This is a genomic window from Bradyrhizobium sp. BWC-3-1, assembly GCF_032917965.1.
Classification (GTDB): Bacteria; Pseudomonadota; Alphaproteobacteria; order Rhizobiales; family Xanthobacteraceae; genus Bradyrhizobium; species Bradyrhizobium canariense_D.
The window spans coordinates 6,461,122-6,476,787 of record NZ_CP136625.1; the positions used below are offsets into that span (position 1 = coordinate 6,461,122).

The 15,666-nt window shown below is 64.4% G+C and carries 16 protein-coding genes; 5 read left to right on the plus strand and 11 right to left on the minus strand.

Annotation, left to right across the window (positions count from 1 at the left end; translation table 11 throughout):
• Positions 1 to 75 precede the first annotated feature (75 nt).
• The gene (locus tag RX329_RS31215; protein WP_204510569.1) at positions 76 to 1,278 is read left to right on the plus strand and encodes an MFS transporter; all 1,203 of its coding nucleotides are present in this window, start codon (positions 76 to 78) and stop codon (positions 1,276 to 1,278) included.
• Here the strand turns inward: RX329_RS31215 and ccoS are convergent.
• The 10 genes from ccoS to RX329_RS31265 all read right to left on the minus strand — a co-directional run bounded on the left by ccoS (position 1,275) and on the right by RX329_RS31265 (position 10,686).
• Positions 1,275 to 1,442: a cbb3-type cytochrome oxidase assembly protein CcoS gene (gene ccoS, locus RX329_RS31220; protein ID WP_007594007.1), complete on the minus strand. Its 168-nt coding sequence runs from the start codon at positions 1,440 to 1,442 to the stop codon at positions 1,275 to 1,277. The two genes, RX329_RS31215 and ccoS, sit on opposite strands and share 4 nt — an antisense overlap.
• Positions 1,442 to 3,634, minus strand: coding sequence for a cation-translocating P-type ATPase (locus RX329_RS31225; protein WP_204510568.1), 2,193 nt, complete (start codon positions 3,632 to 3,634; stop codon positions 1,442 to 1,444). The genes ccoS and RX329_RS31225 overlap by 1 nt, the downstream gene beginning before the upstream one ends.
• Before the next feature lie 11 nt (positions 3,635 to 3,645).
• Entirely contained in the window at positions 3,646 to 4,131 is a 486-nt protein-coding gene (locus RX329_RS31230; RefSeq protein WP_085352098.1) for a FixH family protein, read from the minus strand.
• A 15-nt stretch (positions 4,132 to 4,146) separates the two neighbouring features.
• Positions 4,147 to 5,613, minus strand: a complete 1,467-nt coding sequence (gene ccoG / locus RX329_RS31235) for a cytochrome c oxidase accessory protein CcoG (RefSeq protein ID WP_204510567.1) — start codon at positions 5,611 to 5,613, stop codon at positions 4,147 to 4,149.
• Between the two features lie 110 nt (positions 5,614 to 5,723).
• A complete protein-coding gene (gene ccoP / locus RX329_RS31240) occupies positions 5,724 to 6,599 on the minus strand; it encodes a cytochrome-c oxidase, cbb3-type subunit III (protein ID WP_247300295.1) in 876 nt (291 codons plus the stop codon).
• Between the two features lie 6 nt (positions 6,600 to 6,605).
• Complete coding sequence (locus tag RX329_RS31245; protein WP_018457132.1) at positions 6,606 to 6,770, minus strand: CcoQ/FixQ family Cbb3-type cytochrome c oxidase assembly chaperone; 165 nt, start codon at positions 6,768 to 6,770, stop codon at positions 6,606 to 6,608.
• Positions 6,771 to 6,783: 13 nt separating this feature from the next.
• The gene (gene ccoO, locus RX329_RS31250) at positions 6,784 to 7,518 is read right to left on the minus strand and encodes a cytochrome-c oxidase, cbb3-type subunit II (RefSeq protein WP_247300297.1); all 735 of its coding nucleotides are present in this window, start codon (positions 7,516 to 7,518) and stop codon (positions 6,784 to 6,786) included.
• A 10-nt stretch (positions 7,519 to 7,528) separates the two neighbouring features.
• A complete protein-coding gene (gene ccoN / locus RX329_RS31255; RefSeq protein WP_317244790.1) occupies positions 7,529 to 9,178 on the minus strand; it encodes a cytochrome-c oxidase, cbb3-type subunit I in 1,650 nt (549 codons plus the stop codon).
• Positions 9,179 to 9,388: 210 nt separating this feature from the next.
• Entirely contained in the window at positions 9,389 to 9,814 is a 426-nt protein-coding gene (locus RX329_RS31260) for an HPP family protein (RefSeq protein WP_317244791.1), read from the minus strand.
• 38 nt (positions 9,815 to 9,852) lie between these two features.
• The gene (locus tag RX329_RS31265) at positions 9,853 to 10,686 is read right to left on the minus strand and encodes a universal stress protein (RefSeq protein ID WP_204510564.1); all 834 of its coding nucleotides are present in this window, start codon (positions 10,684 to 10,686) and stop codon (positions 9,853 to 9,855) included.
• A gap of 205 nt (positions 10,687 to 10,891) precedes the next feature.
• Between RX329_RS31265 and fixL the strand changes: the two genes are divergently transcribed.
• From fixL to RX329_RS31285, 4 genes are all read left to right on the plus strand, one after another.
• Positions 10,892 to 12,409 (plus strand): sensor protein FixL, encoded by a 1,518-nt coding sequence (gene fixL, locus RX329_RS31270; RefSeq protein WP_085362240.1) that lies wholly within the window; start codon positions 10,892 to 10,894, stop codon positions 12,407 to 12,409.
• A 3-nt stretch (positions 12,410 to 12,412) separates the two neighbouring features.
• Complete coding sequence (fixJ, locus tag RX329_RS31275; protein ID WP_018457137.1) at positions 12,413 to 13,030, plus strand: response regulator FixJ; 618 nt, start codon at positions 12,413 to 12,415, stop codon at positions 13,028 to 13,030.
• Between the two features lie 59 nt (positions 13,031 to 13,089).
• Positions 13,090 to 13,512, plus strand: a complete 423-nt coding sequence (locus tag RX329_RS31280) for a response regulator (RefSeq protein ID WP_018457138.1) — start codon at positions 13,090 to 13,092, stop codon at positions 13,510 to 13,512.
• Between the two features lie 103 nt (positions 13,513 to 13,615).
• Entirely contained in the window at positions 13,616 to 14,314 is a 699-nt protein-coding gene (locus RX329_RS31285) for a helix-turn-helix domain-containing protein (RefSeq protein WP_026233309.1), read from the plus strand.
• Positions 14,315 to 14,352: 38 nt separating this feature from the next.
• Here the strand turns inward: RX329_RS31285 and RX329_RS31290 are convergent, their stop codons facing one another.
• Entirely contained in the window at positions 14,353 to 15,666 is a 1,314-nt protein-coding gene (locus RX329_RS31290) for an MFS transporter (protein WP_204510563.1), read from the minus strand.

A 15,666-nucleotide genomic window follows, 5' to 3' on the forward strand; every position in this document is an offset into this window, starting at 1 on the left:
TGACGGAATGTGGCGCCCGCGATCCCCATGCTGCCCCGCATGCGGGCGCCACATTCATCACAAGGGAGGCCTGCCATGACCGATCTTTCCGCGCCGATCAAACCAACCGCGATGGCGATGGACGCGCATTCACCAGGTCTTGCGCTTCGCTCTCTCGTGATCGGCCTCACTGCGTTCCTGACGGTCGTCGATCTCTTCGCGACGCAGGCGATCCTGCCCTCGCTGACGCGCCGCTACGGCGTCACGCCGGCCGCGATGAGCCTGGCCGTCAACGCCAGCACGTTCGGCATGGCCGTCGCAGGCCTCGTCGTCGGCCTTCTCAGCCCGCACATCGACAGGCGGACCGGCATCCTGCTCAGCCTGACCCTGCTCGCGATTCCGACGAGCCTGCTGGCGACTGCACCCAATCTTGCCGTCTTCACCGGCCTGCGGGTCGCGCAGGGTCTCTGCATGGCGTCCGCCTTCGCATTGACATTGGCTCATCTCGGCGAGCAATGCAGCGCAATGGATTCCGGCGGCGCCTTTGCCGCCTACATCACAGGAAACGTCGCCAGCAATCTCGTCGGCCGGCTGGTCTCGGCCGCGATCGCCGATAGCCTTGGCCTGGCATGGAATTTCTACTTCTTCGCGGCCCTCAATCTGGCCGGTGCCGCCCTGGTCTATTTCACCATTGCGCGCGTACAGCCGACGCGTGCAACGACGTCGACGGCATCGGCGTTTGCCGCGACGATCGCGCAGTGGCAGGATGCACGGCTGCGTGCCGCCTACGGCATCGGCTTCTGCATCCTGTTCGCATTCATCGGCACCTTCACATTCGTCAATTTCGTTCTGGTTCGACCACCGCTGTCGCTGGGCATGATGGACCTCGGCTTCGTTTACTTCGTCTTCCTGCCGTCGGTGGTCACCACGTTGCTGGCTGGCAAAGTGGCGTCGCGCCTCGGAACGCGTCCGACGATCTGGGGCTCGCTCGCCATCGCCGGGGTCGGCTTGCCGCTGATGTTGGTCCCGCACCTGGGCGCGGTCCTCGCCGGGATGGTTCTGGTCGGAACCGGCACCTTTTCCGCGCAAGCGGCTGCGACAGGATTCGTCGGACAGGCTGCGGCTGTAAACCGCGGCATCGCCAGCGGCACCTATCTCGCCTGCTATTTCTGCGGTGGGCTCGTCGGCACCGCCGTCCTCGGCCGGCTGTTCGACGCGTATGGCTGGCATGCCTGCGTGGCCGGGGTGGGCCTGGCGCTCGCTGTCGCGGCCCTGCTGACGCTCGCCTTGAAGCGCTAGCGCTTGGCCGGCGCCTCCTGCGGCGGCTCGTCGTCGGCGATGGCGCGCCAGGCGGCGCCGTCGAGATCGTCGTACTGGCCGCTTCGAAGCGACCAAAGGAAAGCGGCCAGACCGGCGAGACCGAGCATCAGCGCCAGCGGCACCAGGATGACCAGGATTTCCATCACACGATCTCCCGCGGGGCGCCGCGCGCACGCAGCGAATTCAGCATCACCAGGATCGACGATCCGCTCATGGCGGCAGCCGCGATCAGCGGCGTGACGACGCCGCTGATCGCGACCGGCACCGCGAGGAAATTGTAGCCGATCGCCAGCCAGAGATTCTGCCGCATCAGGTGCAGCGCCTTGCGCGAAGCATCGATGGCGGCGACAACCGGGGCCAGCGGCCGACCGAGGAAGACGAGATCGGCGGTCGCTTGGCTCAAATGCGCGGCCGAGATCGGCGATATCGAGACATGGGCCGCCGCCAGCGAGGGCGCATCGTTCATGCCGTCGCCGACCATCAGGACCTTCATGCCCCGCTGCTTCAGGACCTCGATCCGCGCGATCTTGTCGGCCGGGGTCACCCCGGCGCGCCATTCGGAGATGCCCAGCGCGTGGGCCGCCGCGATCACCGCCGGTTCACGGTCGCCGGAGAGAATCTCGATGCCGATATTGCGCGCCTTCAGCGCCGCGATCACAGCCTGCGCATCGGGACGGAGGCCCTGGCGCACGGAGAGGATGAATTTTTCGCTGCCCTTGCTGAAAGCCACGACGGAGGCTTCGGGGTCGAGATGTGTCACGTCCGAGACCAGCGTCTCGGCGCCGCAGAAAGACGGACGGCCGAGGCGAATCTCGATGCCATCGACCACAGCGCGCACGCCCTGGCCGGCCTCCTCGACCGCGCCAACGATCGGCGATCTGGCGTCGGCGGCCTGCGCGACCGCGGCGGCGACCGGATGATGGCTCGACAGCGCGAGCCGCCCGGCAAGCTCGAAGATGTCTGCTGGAATATCGGCCGCATTCATCACTTCGAGATCGGGCAGCGTCAGCGTGCCGGTCTTGTCGAAGACGACGTGATCGGCTTCCGCGAGACGCTCGATGGCATCGCCGGAATTCAGCAGGACACCAGCCTTGAACATCGCGCCAGAGGCCACGGTCTGTACCGTCGGAATGGCGAGCCCGAGCGCGCAGGGACAGGTGATGATCAGCACCGCGACGCCGGTCACGATGGCATCATGCCAGCCGGCGCCCGCGATGACCCAGCCGAGGATGGTGACGAGCGCGGTGGCATGCACCACCGGCGCGTAGAGTCGCGAAGCGCGGTCTGCGAGCCGCATGTAGCGCGAGCGCGCCTGCAGCGCATTGTCGAGCAGCCGCGTGATCTCGGCGAGCAGCGTCGCCTCGGAGGCCGCCGAGACCCGCACCCGCAAGGTCCCCGAGATGTTCATCGATCCCGCATAGACCGGCGTGCCCTGGCCTGCCGTGACGTAGAGCGTCTCGCCGGTGATCAGGCTCTGGTCGATCTCGGAACGGCCCTCGATCACAGTGCCGTCGACCGCGCAGCGCTCGCCGGGCCGCAGCAGCACGATGTCGCCGGGATAGATCGCGGCCACCGGCACTTGGGATATCTCGTCGGGCCCGACGAACTTGGCCGCGGTCTCCGCCTTGAGCGCGGCGAGATTGCCCGCGACCGCGCGGGTCCGCCGCCGCATGTTCTGGTCGAGGAAGCGACCGACCAGTAGGAAAGTGAGCAGCATGATCGCCGCGTCGAAATAGGCGTGCTCGGCGTGGTTGATGGTCTCGACCACGGACATGCCGAGCGCCAGCGTCACGCCGATCGAGATCGGCACGTCCATGTTGGTGGTCCTGGCCGACAGCGCGCGCCAGGCCGAGCGGAAGAACGGCTGGCCGGCATAGGCCGCCGCCGGCAGCGCGATCAGCGCCGACAGCCAGTGGAAGAAATCGCGCTGCTCCGGCAGCATGTCCGAGACGTTGCCGGACCACACCGGGATCGACAGCATCATCACGTTCATGGTGGCGAACGCGGCGACGCCGAGGCAACGCAGCAGGAAGCGCGATTCGGCGACCTCGGTCGCCTCCGCGCTCTCGGTTTCGTAAGGATAGGCCTTGTAGCCGAGCTCTTCGAGGCGATCGATGAAGCTGATAGGATCGAGCGTGCCCGCCTTCCATTCCAGCGCAACGCGCCGGTCGGTGAGGTTCACGCGCGCCAGCGTGACGTCGGGAATCGCGGACAGCCCGCGCTCGATCTTGGCCATACAGCCGGCGCAGTGCACGCCCTCGACCGCGAGATCGATGTGCTGGACGCCCTCGCCCGCAGTCCGGACGTAATGCGAAAAGTCCCGCGAGACGTGCATGGCAAAATCCTTCAGTTCAGGATCACGCGGTTGCGCGACATGAACACGCGCGTTCCCCGCGCCTCGCCTTGGATCACCAAGTCCCACTGGCCCGACGCGACCGATGCGGCATCGCCGCGATAGAGGCCGATACCGGCCTCCGAGAGCTCGATTGCGAGATCGGCGCGCTTGTCGGTCGGCCGCTCCAGGCGGCCGCCGAATTTCAGTCCGGCGATCGGCTGGCCGCTCGCGTCGCGCGCCTCGACCTGAAGCACGGCGCCGCCATCGGCGCGGCGCTCGACATGGGCGTTGACCTTCCATTTGCGCGCAGCCTGGTCCTGCGCCGCCGAGATCTCGCGGTCATAGGCGAGCCCAGCGGCATAGGGGCTGTCGACGTCCGTCCCTGGCAGCGTCGCGATCGCGAGCTTCATCATGGTCGCGTTGACGCCGATCACGACGCCGAAGAAGGCGACCAGCATCAGAAACACTTTTGTTCCGGTCAGCGGCTTGGTTGCCATGGCGAACTCCTGATCCTAGGGCGCGACGAAATTGTCGGTGGCGCTGGCGACTTCGCCGAGGCCGATATCGGTGACGTGAAAGTGAACCGGGATGGACTTTTCCGGATTGCCCTCCACCGAAGCGGTCACGAGCAGCCGCAGCTCGCTGGTGGAGTCGCGCGGAACCACGATCATCGGCCGGTCCGGCGTCACAGAATCGATTCCGATGACATGGATTGTCGCATTGACCGGGCCGCTCGCGTCGATCGCGATGACCCGGTCGTAACCGCTCTTGTTGAGCAGCCGCACCGTGTAGGCATTGCGGATCGAGCCGTCGCTGAGCCTGACCGCGACCGGGTTGCGGTCGTGCAGCACGTTGACGTCGAGCAGGCTGCGAGTCGCCAGCGTATAGATCATGATGCCGCCGACCGCCGCGATGATCGCGCTGTAGGAGACGGTGCGGGCCCGGACGATGCGGTAGATCGGCGCCTTGCCTTCCTGGCGGCGCTGGATGTTGACGTCGTTGTCATAGCCGATCAGCCGCTTCGGCCGGCCGATTTTCGTCATCACATTGTCGCAGGCATCAATGCAGAGCCCGCACTGGATGCATTCCATCTGCGGTCCGTTGCGGATGTCGATGCCGGTCGGGCAGACCGCCACGCACTGGTAGCAATCGACGCAATCACCAACCTGCTGCCCGAGCGCGCGCAGCTCGGCCGCCTTCTTCACCGACGTACGCTTCTCGCCGCGGTCGTAGCGGTAGGTGACGTTGAGCGCCCATTCATCGGTTAGCGCCGCCTGGATGCGCGGCCACGGGCACATATAGGTGCAGACCTGCTCGCGCATGTAGCCGGCGAGCAGATAGGTCGTCGCGGTGAGAATGCCGATCCAGACATAGGCGAGCATCGGCGCCTGGAACGTGACGAGTTCCTTGACCAGCGTCGGTGCGTCGTTGAAATAGAGCACCCAGGCGCCGCCGGTCCACCACCCGATCAAGAGCCAGATCGAATGTTTGAGCACGATCTCGGAGATCCGCTCCAGCTTCATCGGGTCGGACGATTTGTCCTTCTTCATCCGCTCGCGCCGGTCACCCTCGATCAGACGCTCGACCGCATAGAACAGGTCGGTCCACACCGTCTGCGGACAGAGATAGCCGCACCAGATACGGCCGCCGACCGAGTTCATCAGGAATAGCGCCACCGCGGCGACGATCAGCAGGCCGGTGAAGTAGTAGACCTCCTGCGGCCACAGCTCGATGAAGAAGAAATAGAAGCGACTGTTGGGAAGATCGATCAGCACCGCTTGGCTGGGAGCGCCGAGTCCGCGGTTCCAGCGCACGAACGGCAGGAAGTAGTAGACGCCGAGGCAGAAGGCCATCAGGCCCCATTTGATCCGGCGGAAGGTGCCGGAGGTGCTCTGGGGATAGACTTTCTTCTGGGCCACATAGAGCGGCCCGTTGTCATCGTCTAATGGGAGCTCTTTTGGGTTCGCGGTCCTGTTCATCGCCTGCAGCTTTTCGAGAGGTGCGATAAAACCTAGACCCGACGCCGCCGCGTCAGTTGATCCAGCGCAAGCGGGAGCTTTTTTGTTCGCCCCCGCGTGTCCCGGATTGGCTATTTTCCGCCGCCCAGCGAGTGGACGTAAACTGCCATCGCCTTGATGGTGGCGGGATCGAGCCGCCCTTCCCAGGCCGGCATCACGCCCGCGCGGCCCTGGCTGATGGTCTCGATCAGCGTCGCCTCGTCCGAACCATAGAGCCAGATCTTATCGGTCAGGTTGGGGGCACCCATCTCCGGGTTGCCCTTGCCGCCGCCGCCATGGCAGGCGACGCAATTCTCCGCGAAGATCTTCTCGCCCTTGGCCGCGTCATAGCCCTTGCGGGTCGGAAGGCCCGACAGTGCCCGGACATAGTTGGCGGCCGTGACGATCTCATCCGGCTTCAGCACGCCGTCCTTGCCGAATGCGAGCATCTGGCCTTCATGCGTCTTGGCGTGGCCGGAACGTGCGCCGAACTGGATGGTCTGCATGATCTGGTCGAGCGAACCGCCCCACAGCCAGTCGTCGTCGTTCAGATTCGGATAGCCCTTGGCACCCGCGCCGCCTGAGCCGTGACATGGCGCGCAATTGTCGCCGAACACGGTCTTGCCCTTGGCGCGCGCGAGCGCCAGCAGCGCCGGGTCCTTCTCGATGTCGGCGAGCGAGGCCGCGCCCAGCGCAACCATCTTGGCTCCGCGGATCTTCTCGAGATTGGCGAGCTCGACCGCGACATCGGCGCGTGTCGAGTAGCCGAACAGGCCCGTGGTATTGCTGGAGATCAGCGGCCAGGCCGGATACACGATCCAGTAGCCGATCGACCAGACGATGGTGAGGTAGAAGCTGATCACCCACCAGCGCGGCAGCGGCGTGTTGAGCTCCTTGATGCCGTCCCATTCATGTCCGGTCGTGGACTTGCCGGTGACGGAATCGATGTCGCTATGATGATCGGTCATGGTCTCTCACTCCTCCCGCAACGGCAGGTGTGCTGCTTCGTCGAACGCAGCCTTGTTACGGGGCCATAATGCGTAGGCGATGATCGCGAGAAAGATCGCGACGAACACCGGCGTCCAGATCGTGGTCACGAGACCGGACGCGAGATTGTCGAGTGTCAGGATGGCTTTCATCGTGGGTGCCTTCTCAGCGAAGATTGGCTTTCTCGTTGTAGATCTTGAAATCGACCAGCGTGCCGAGCATCTGGAGATAGGCGATCAGCGCGTCCATCTCGGTCGGCGTGCCGGCCTTGCCGTCGAAGTTGCGCACCACGGCCTTGGCGTAGCGCTTGGTGAAAGCGTCGGAGCCGGCATTGTCAGGATCGGCCTGGGCCTTCATGTCGGCGCCCGCATTGGCGATCTGGTCGTCGGTGTAGGGCGTGCCGACGGTCCGCAGCGTGCGCATGTGGTCGGCGATCGTGTCCGGATCGACCTCGGTCTGGCTGAGGAACGGATAGCCTGGCATCACCGACTGCGGCACGATCGCGCGCGGATTGGCCAGATGGGTCACATGCCAGTCGTCGGAATATTTGGCGCCGACGCGGGCAAGGTCGGGACCGGTGCGCTTCGAGCCCCACTGGAACGGATGGTCGTACATGCTCTCGGCGGCCAACGAGAAATGTCCGTAGCGCTCGACCTCGTCGCGCAAGGGCCGGATCATCTGCGAATGGCAGAGATAGCAGCCCTCGCGGATGTAGACGTTGCGCCCGGCGAGCTCCAGCGGCGTATACGGCCTGATCCCGTCGACCGCCTCGATCGTGCTCTTGAGGTAGAACAGCGGGGTGATCTCGACGAGACCGCCGATCGCGATCACCAGCAGGATGCCGACGATGAGGATGATCGAGTTCTTTTCGAAGATTTGGTGGCGTGTCCAGAACGACATGGAAGACTCCTCATTCCGCCGGCTGAAGAGCGACGGGCATCTGGACTTCCTGTTCGCCGACGCGAACCGTCATCCAGAGATTATAGGCCATGATCAGCGCGCCGATCAGGAACAGCCCGCCGCCGGCGGCGCGGATGATGTAGAAGGGATGCATCGCCTCGACGGTCTCGATGAAGGAATATTCGAGGAAGCCGAGCGAGGTGTAGGCGCGCCACATCAGGCCCTGGAGGATGCCGGACACCCACATCGCCGAGATGTAGAGGACGATGCCAAGCGTCGCGATCCAGAAGTGCCAGTTGACGAGCTTGAGGCTGTAGAGGCCCTTCCGATTCCAGATCCAGGGCACGAGGCAGTAGAGCGCGCCGAAGGAGACGAAACCAACCCAGCCGAGCGCGCCGGAGTGCACGTGGCCGATGGTCCAGTCGGTGTAGTGGCTGAGCGAGTTGACCGCCTTGATCGACATCATCGGGCCTTCGAAGGTCGACATGCCGTAGAAGGCGACGGAGACCACGAGCATGCGCAGCACGGGATCGGTGCGCAGCTTGTCCCAGGCGCCCGACAGCGTCATCAGGCCGTTGATCATGCCGCCCCAGGACGGCATCCACAGCATGATCGAGAAGGTCATGCCGAGCGTCTGGGTCCAGTCCGGCAGCGCCGTGTAGTGCAGATGGTGTGGGCCGGCCCAGATGTACAGGAAGATCAGCGCCCAGAAGTGGATGATCGAGAGACGGTAGGAATAGATCGGCCGCTCGGCCCGCTTCGGAATGAAGTAATACATGATGGCGAGGAAGCCGGCGGTCAGGAAGAAGCCGACCGCGTTGTGGCCGTACCACCACTGGAACATGGCATCCTGGATGCCGCCCCAGGCGATGTAGGATTTCGAGCCGAACACCGAGACTGGCAGCGCCGGGTTGTTGCCGAGATGCAAGACCGCGATCGTCACGATGAAGGCGAGATAGAACCAGTTCGCAACAAAGATGTGCGGCTCCTTGCGCTTGATGATCGTGGCAAGGAAGACCAGCAGATAGGTGACCCAGACGATGGTCAGCCACAGATCGGCGTACCATTCCGGCTCGGCATATTCCTTCGACTGGGTGACGCCGAGCAGATAGCCGGTGCCGGCGATCAGGATGAAGAAATTGTAGCCTACGACGACGAACCAGGGCGCGAGATCGCCTGCAAGGCGCACGCGGCAGCTCTTCTGGACGACGTAGAACGACGTCGCGATCAGGACGTTGCCGCCGAAGGCGAAGATCACTGCGGACGTGTGCAGCGGACGCAGGCGGCCGAAGCTGGTCCAGGGCAGATCGAAGTTCAGCGCCGGCCACGCCAGTTGCGAGGCGATGATGAGGCCGACGAGAAAGCCGGCAATGCCCCAGAACATCGCCATGACGGAGGAGAACTTGATCGGCCCCATGTTGTAGTTGGGCCGGCCGTTGATCTCCGCAGGCGGCAGCGCCGCCGGTCGGTCGAGGTAACGGTTGATGATGCAGAAGACCGCGGCCAGGCTCGCCGCCGCGCTCAGCGCGGCATGGAAGGCGAAGGGCGCATCGAGCGCCTTGGCCGAGGCAATCACGCAGAGGAAGGCGGTGACCGCGAACACGACAGCCAGGCCGCTTTCACCTGACGTCATGGACTTGGAGATGGAGGGCTGGCTCATGCGGACTCTCTCTGAAAGAACACAGGGCCAGAAACCACATTCGCCCTCGCGGGGAATTGATTGAAATCAAGCTATGTGGATTTCTGTTAATGTGAGACCGATGTAGATCGCAGAGCGATATCAGTCGCTTGGGCACCGCAGAGCATAAACGGCAGCCCACCGCCTGCGTGACATGGCGGAGTCGAGAATTGCGAATCTGCAGCCGCCTCCTCAGTCGCGTGCCGTCGCCTTGAGCGCCGCGATGACGTCCTCGCGCGCGACGATTCCGATCAGCTTCTGCGCGCCGTCGAGCACGATGATGCTCCTGATGCGGTGCTCGACCATGATCTGGAGCACGCGCGTCAGCCGCGTGTCGGGGCTGACATAGATAAAGTCGGGCGTCATGACGTCGCCGATTTTGCGGGTCATCAGGTCGTGGTAGCGCGGCAGCATCTGGCTCGGCGTGAAGGCGAAGCACTTCAGGATGTCGAACTTGGTGACGATGCCGACGACCTGTCCGTCGTCCTCGACCGGATAGGAATTGAAATCATCGCGCTCGAACATCTCGCTCAGCGCGAGCAGGTCGAGGTCGCGCCTCACTGTCCTGACGTCCTGCGTCATGTAGCTTTCGACGGTCTGTTCAAGGAGTCTGTACACGGCGCGTCCTCTTTGATTGGTCTTGTATCGCTCCAGCGTCAGTGCGACAGCAGCACGCAGCGGGCAGATTGAGTGACCAGATATTGGGTGACGCCGCCGAGGATCAGTTCGCGGAAGCGCGAATGACCGTAGGCACCGGCGACGATCATGCTGGCGCCGACGTCGCCGGCAATTTTCTCCAGTTGCCCGGCGACGGTTTCGTTCCGGGCCGCTTCGGAAACGCGCGTGATCGCGGTCACGCCGTGGCGGGCAAGCCACGCCGTCACGTCGGTCGCGCCAGCGACCGCGGCAGTGCGGTCGTCGTCACCTTCGGGAATTGCGAGGACGGTGACATCCCTGGCCTTGCGCAGTAATGGCAGCGCATCGGCGAGCGCCCGCCGCGCTTCCGGCGTATCCTTCCACGCCACCAGGACGCTGCGCAGATCGAGCCAGTTGACCCCGTCAGGCACGACCAGGATCGGTCGGCCGGCTTGCATCACCAGATCCTTTGGGCTCGCGAGCGCGAAGGCGTCGGAGAAGGCCGGGCTCTGCCCGCCGGCGACGACGATGTCGGCGCAACGTGCCTGAGCGAACGTAAGGCGCGCCGGGAAATCCATGGCGCTGCGCCATTCCACATGCCCGCCGCGATTCCTGATCGCGGCGCGGAATTGCGCCTCGAGCCTGCTCAGGCGTCGCTTGACCGAGGCTTCTCCCTCATCGATCAGTCCCTGCGCTGCGGCGCCATCGCTGTAGTAGAGCGGCGGGGCGAACTGCGCCGCAGCAACGCCGATGATCGACGCCTCAAATCGTTCGGCAAGCTCGCCCGCGACCTGAAGCCGCGCCTCGTTGGGCTGATCGAGCGCCAGGCTGACCATCACGGTCGCGTATGTCATCGGAGTCTCCGGGGCAATGAGCTTTGATCCGATCGTAAGCCCACCGCCGCCGGGGCAGGATGAGATAGATCAAAACCTTGGATCACCGCGCCGGCCGGAAATCTGCCGATGGTATAAGACATCGGAACTTGCCTCTGGCCCCTCCTTGGGTACATTGCCAACGGTAACGCTGTGCGGTTCCCCGCATCAGAATGGGAGTGATCGTTTGGCGCCGACCCGCGTGATTCATCCGCAAGATGACGGCCGGGGCGAACATTTCCGCGTTCGAATCGAAGGATTTGGCGTCGGGACCTGGGACCTCGATCTCAAGACACTGGAGTTGGAGTGGTCGGAGACGGCCAGGATCCTGTTCGGAATCGAATCTGGCCAATCGGTGAGTTACGCGCTGTTCCTGTCCCGGCTGGAGCCGAACGACCGCGAGCGGATCGAGAGTGCGATCCGACACGTCTCCGAACGGGGCGGCAGCTTCGACGTGTCGTTCAGGGTCGCGGGGGCGTTGGGCAGAGCGCAGTGGATCCGTGCGCGCGCGGGGCTGATTCGGGACGACGCCGGCGCCGCCCGACATCTCAGCGGCATCTTTCTTGACGTCGATGAAGAGAAGCAGGTCGAGGAAACCCTGCGCACGCGCGAGAGTCACCTCCGCTCGATCCTCCAGACGATTCCAGACGCCATGATCGTCATCGACGGCCACGGCGTCATCCAGCTCTTCAGCGCGGCGGCCGAGCGCCTGTTCGGCTGGGTCGAGTCGGAGGCGATCGGCCAGAACGTCCGCATCCTGATGCCGGAGCCCGACAGCTCACGTCACGACGGCTACATCGCGCGCTACCGGACCACCAGCGACCCACACATCATCGGCATCGGCCGCATCGTGACCGGCAAGCGCCGCGACGGCACGACCTTTCCGATGCACCTGTCGATCGGCGAGATGCAGTCGGGCGGCGAGCCCTATTTCACCGGTTTCGTCCGCGATCTGACCGAGCATCAGAAAACCCAGGCGCGGCTCCAGGAACTGCAGTCCGAACTTGTCCACGTCTCGCGGCTGAGCGCGATGGGCGAAATGGCGTCCGCGCTCGCTCACGAGCTCAACCAGCCGCTGGCAGCGATCAGCAACTACATGAAGGGGTCGCGGCGGCTCCTCGCCGGAAGCCAGGATCCGAATACGCCGAAGATCGAGAGCGCGCTGGACCGCGCCGCCGAGCAGGCGCTGCGCGCCGGCCAGATCATCCGCCGCTTGCGCGACTTCGTCTCCCGCGGCGAATCGGAGAAAAGGGTCGAGAGCCTGTCCAAGCTGATCGAGGAGGCCGGCGCGCTCGGGCTCGCCGGCGCGCGCGAGCAGGACGTGCAGCTTCGGTTCAGCCTCAATCCAAATGCCGATCTCGTGCTCGCCGACCGGGTGCAAATCCAGCAGGTGCTGGTCAACCTCTTCCGCAACGCGCTGGAAGCGATGGCGAAGTCGCCACGGCGCGAGCTCGTCGTCACCAACACCCGCGCCGCCGACGACATGATCGAGATCGAGGTCTCCGACTCCGGCTCCGGCTTCCAGGACGACGTCATGCCAAACCTGTTTCAGACTTTCTTCACCACCAAAGACACCGGCATGGGCGTGGGACTTTCCATCAGCCGCTCGATCATCGAGGCTCACGGCGGCCGGATGTGGGCCGAGAGCAACGCATCGGGTGGGGCGACATTCCGCTTCACCTTGCCGGCAGCCGACGAGAACTGATCCATGACGACCAAGGGAACCATCTACGTCATTGACGACGACGAGGCGATGCGGGATTCGCTGAACTTCCTGCTGGATTCAGCCGGCTTCGGCGTCACACTGTTCGACAACGCGCAGAGTTTTCTCGATGCCCTGCCCGGCCTCGCCTTCGGCTGCGTCGTCTCCGACGTGCGGATGCCCGGCATCGATGGGATCGAGCTTCTGAAGCGCCTGAAGGCGCAGCGCAGCCGGTTTCCGATCCTGATCATGACCGGTCATGGCGACGTGCCGCTCGCGGTCGAGGCGATGAAGCTCGGTGCGATGGATTTCCTGGAAAAGCCGTTCGAGGATGACCGCCTCGTCGCCATGATCGAATCCGCGATCCGCGAGGGCGAGCCGGCCGCCAGGAACGAGGCCATGGGCCAGGACGTCGCCGCTCGCGTCGCGTCCCTGAGCCCCAGAGAACGACAGGTCATGGAGGGGCTGATCGCGGGCCTCTCCAACAAGCTGATCGCTCGCGAGTACGACATCAGCCCGCGCACCATCGAGGTCTACCGGGCCAACGTAATGACCAAGATGCAGGCCAACAGCCTGTCGGAGCTGGTCCGGCTAGCGATGCGCGCCGGAATGCTCAATGATTGAAGTCAACAGGAGTTGAGGCAAGTCAAAACCCTCCGCTCGCCCTGTGCTACCAGATCGGAATGATTGCGATCAGCTCCCATCCCGAGCGGCTCCAGATGTCGTCACCCGCAAAGCCAACTGTCTATGTGGTCGACGACGATGCCGCTGTGCTTGGCTCGCTGAGGTTTTTGCTGGAAACCGACGGTTTTGCCGTACGGACCTTCAGGAACGCCACGGCGCTGCTCAATGCGGCGCGCCCGTCCGGTGCAGACTGTTACGTGATCGACTACAAAATGCCTGACATCAACGGCATCGAGCTGGCCGGGCGACTGCGCCAGTCCGAGGGCGATACCCCCGTGATCCTGATCACCGGCTATCCCGACTCGAATATCTCGGCCCGGGCGGCGGCCGCAGGCGTGAATGAAGTGATTCTGAAGCCGCTTCTGGACGAAAACCTGGTCAAACGCATTCGCCACGCCATCCAGAACCGGGTCCATAGCTGACCTACGGGATTCTACGTAAGGCAATCTCCTTAAGATATCTCGCGAAATTTTCGAGGCACCCGATACCGCGTACCTAAGCGTCATCACAACGGAGATGGCGCAGATGCTGACCCAGACCTTCAACGCCCCGGCGATCAAGACCCAGATCGGCGGCAAGATCGCACCCGCCCATCCCGTCTCTGACCAGTTCGGTGCGATCGCCGGCCATGTCGGCCTCGTTGCCACCGAGTTCTCCTACCGCAAGGAGGAGGAAATCTATGGCGAGGACGAGTCGGCCGAGTATGTCTATCAGGTCGTCACCGGCGCCGTGCGCAGCTACAAGCTTCTCTCCGACGGCCGCCGCCAGATCGGCTCCTTCCACCTTCCCGGCGACGTGTTCGGCCTCGAATCCGGCACCACCCACCGCCTTGCTGCTGAAGCTATCATCGACACCACTGTGCGCCTCGTGAAGCGCGCGAGCCTCGAGAAGGCCGCAGCCACCGACGTCCAGGTCGCCCGCAAGCTTTGGGCGATGACCGCCGGTGAGCTTCGCCACGCCGAGGACCACATGCTGCTGCTGGGCCGCAAGACCGCGATGGAGCGCGTCGCAACCTTCCTGCTCGAAATGGACCGCCGCCTCGCGGTTGCAGGCATGATGGCGCTGCCGATGTGCCGCCGCGACATCGGCGACTATCTCGGTCTCACGCTCGAGACCGTCTCGCGCGCGCTGTCGCAGCTTCACGCCCAGGGCATTCTCGGCTTCTCCGGCGCCCGCCATATCGTGCTGCGCAACCGCGCACGCCTGCACAATCTCGACGCCTGATCTCCCCTCTCCCACCCCCTCATGGCCGGCTGATTGATTCAGCCGGCCATTTCTTTTGCTGCGATCATGCCCTTGCGCCGCGTCTCCGGCATGACAAGCAGAATAAGCAGAAGTCCCGTCGCCGCGACGCCGGACAGTCCGGTGAACGCCATGGCATTGCCGAATTTATCGCTGACATAGCCGCCAAGCGCGGTGCTCAGCGACGCGCCGATGCCCATTGCCGTGCCGACAATGCCCTGCGCGAGGTTGAAATGGCCGCTGCCGAAGGCGACGTCGGCCACGATCAGCGGGATCATCACCGCGAACACCGCCGCGGTGAGGCCGTCGAACACCTGCACCAGCACCAGCAGATACGGATCGCGCACTGTCGCGAACAGCAGACCGCGAATCGTCAGCGCCGCGAATCCGATCAGCAGCAGCGGCCTGCGGCCCCATACTTGCGCCTTGCGCCCGACGCTCGGCGACAGCAGCGCCACGATCGCCTGCGGCACGACGATGCAAAAAGCCACGAGCACCGTCGCCCACTCGCTCGATCGCGCTGTCACCGCGCTTGCCATCAGCGGCATCATCGAGGCGTTCGCGAGCTGCAACAGGAGTACGCTGAGTGCAAAGACAATGAGCGGCCGCTGCCGGATCAGATGCCAGATATTGGTGTCGCCGCGATCCTCCGCCTCGCGCGGCATCTCGCCGTGACAGCGCGCGATGTCGACTTCGTGCTCGCGGATGCGAGAGAGTGCGATCAAGGTGGGAATTGCGAGCAGGAAGGTGACCAGGAACACCGACCGGCTCGACAGCAGATAGCCGGCAGTACCCATCACGGCGGCCGCAACGCCGTTGCCGAGCGAAGCAAAGCGCGCGTTGCGGCCGAGACGCTCGCCGATCGCGAGCGGGCCGACCAGACCGAGGCTGATCGCCGCGATCGCCGGTCCGAGCACGCAGCTCGCTGCCGCGTGCAAGGTGGCCGCAGCCACCACCACGGGGAAGATCGGCATCGCCGCATAGGCGAGCGCGCAGCAGCCGATCGTGCCGATCGCGAGGCCGGCGACCAGCCGCTCGGATTTCGCGGCATCGATGATGGCGCCGCCCGGCATCTGACCGATCAGGGCAACGATGCCGCCGATCGACAGCACGAGGCCGATCTCGACCTGGGTCCATTTCTGGGTCGTCAGATAAACTGCGATGAACGGCCCGAATCCGGTCTGCACGTCGGCGAGGAAGAAGATGAACCAGTCGAGGCCACGCAGGCTCTGGCGCGACGGAGCCGGAATGCCGGCAGGCGACGGCGCCGAGAATTTATCCTGCTCAACGCGGCCCTCGCGGTCTGCATCATTCGGCTTCCTCGACAACAGCAC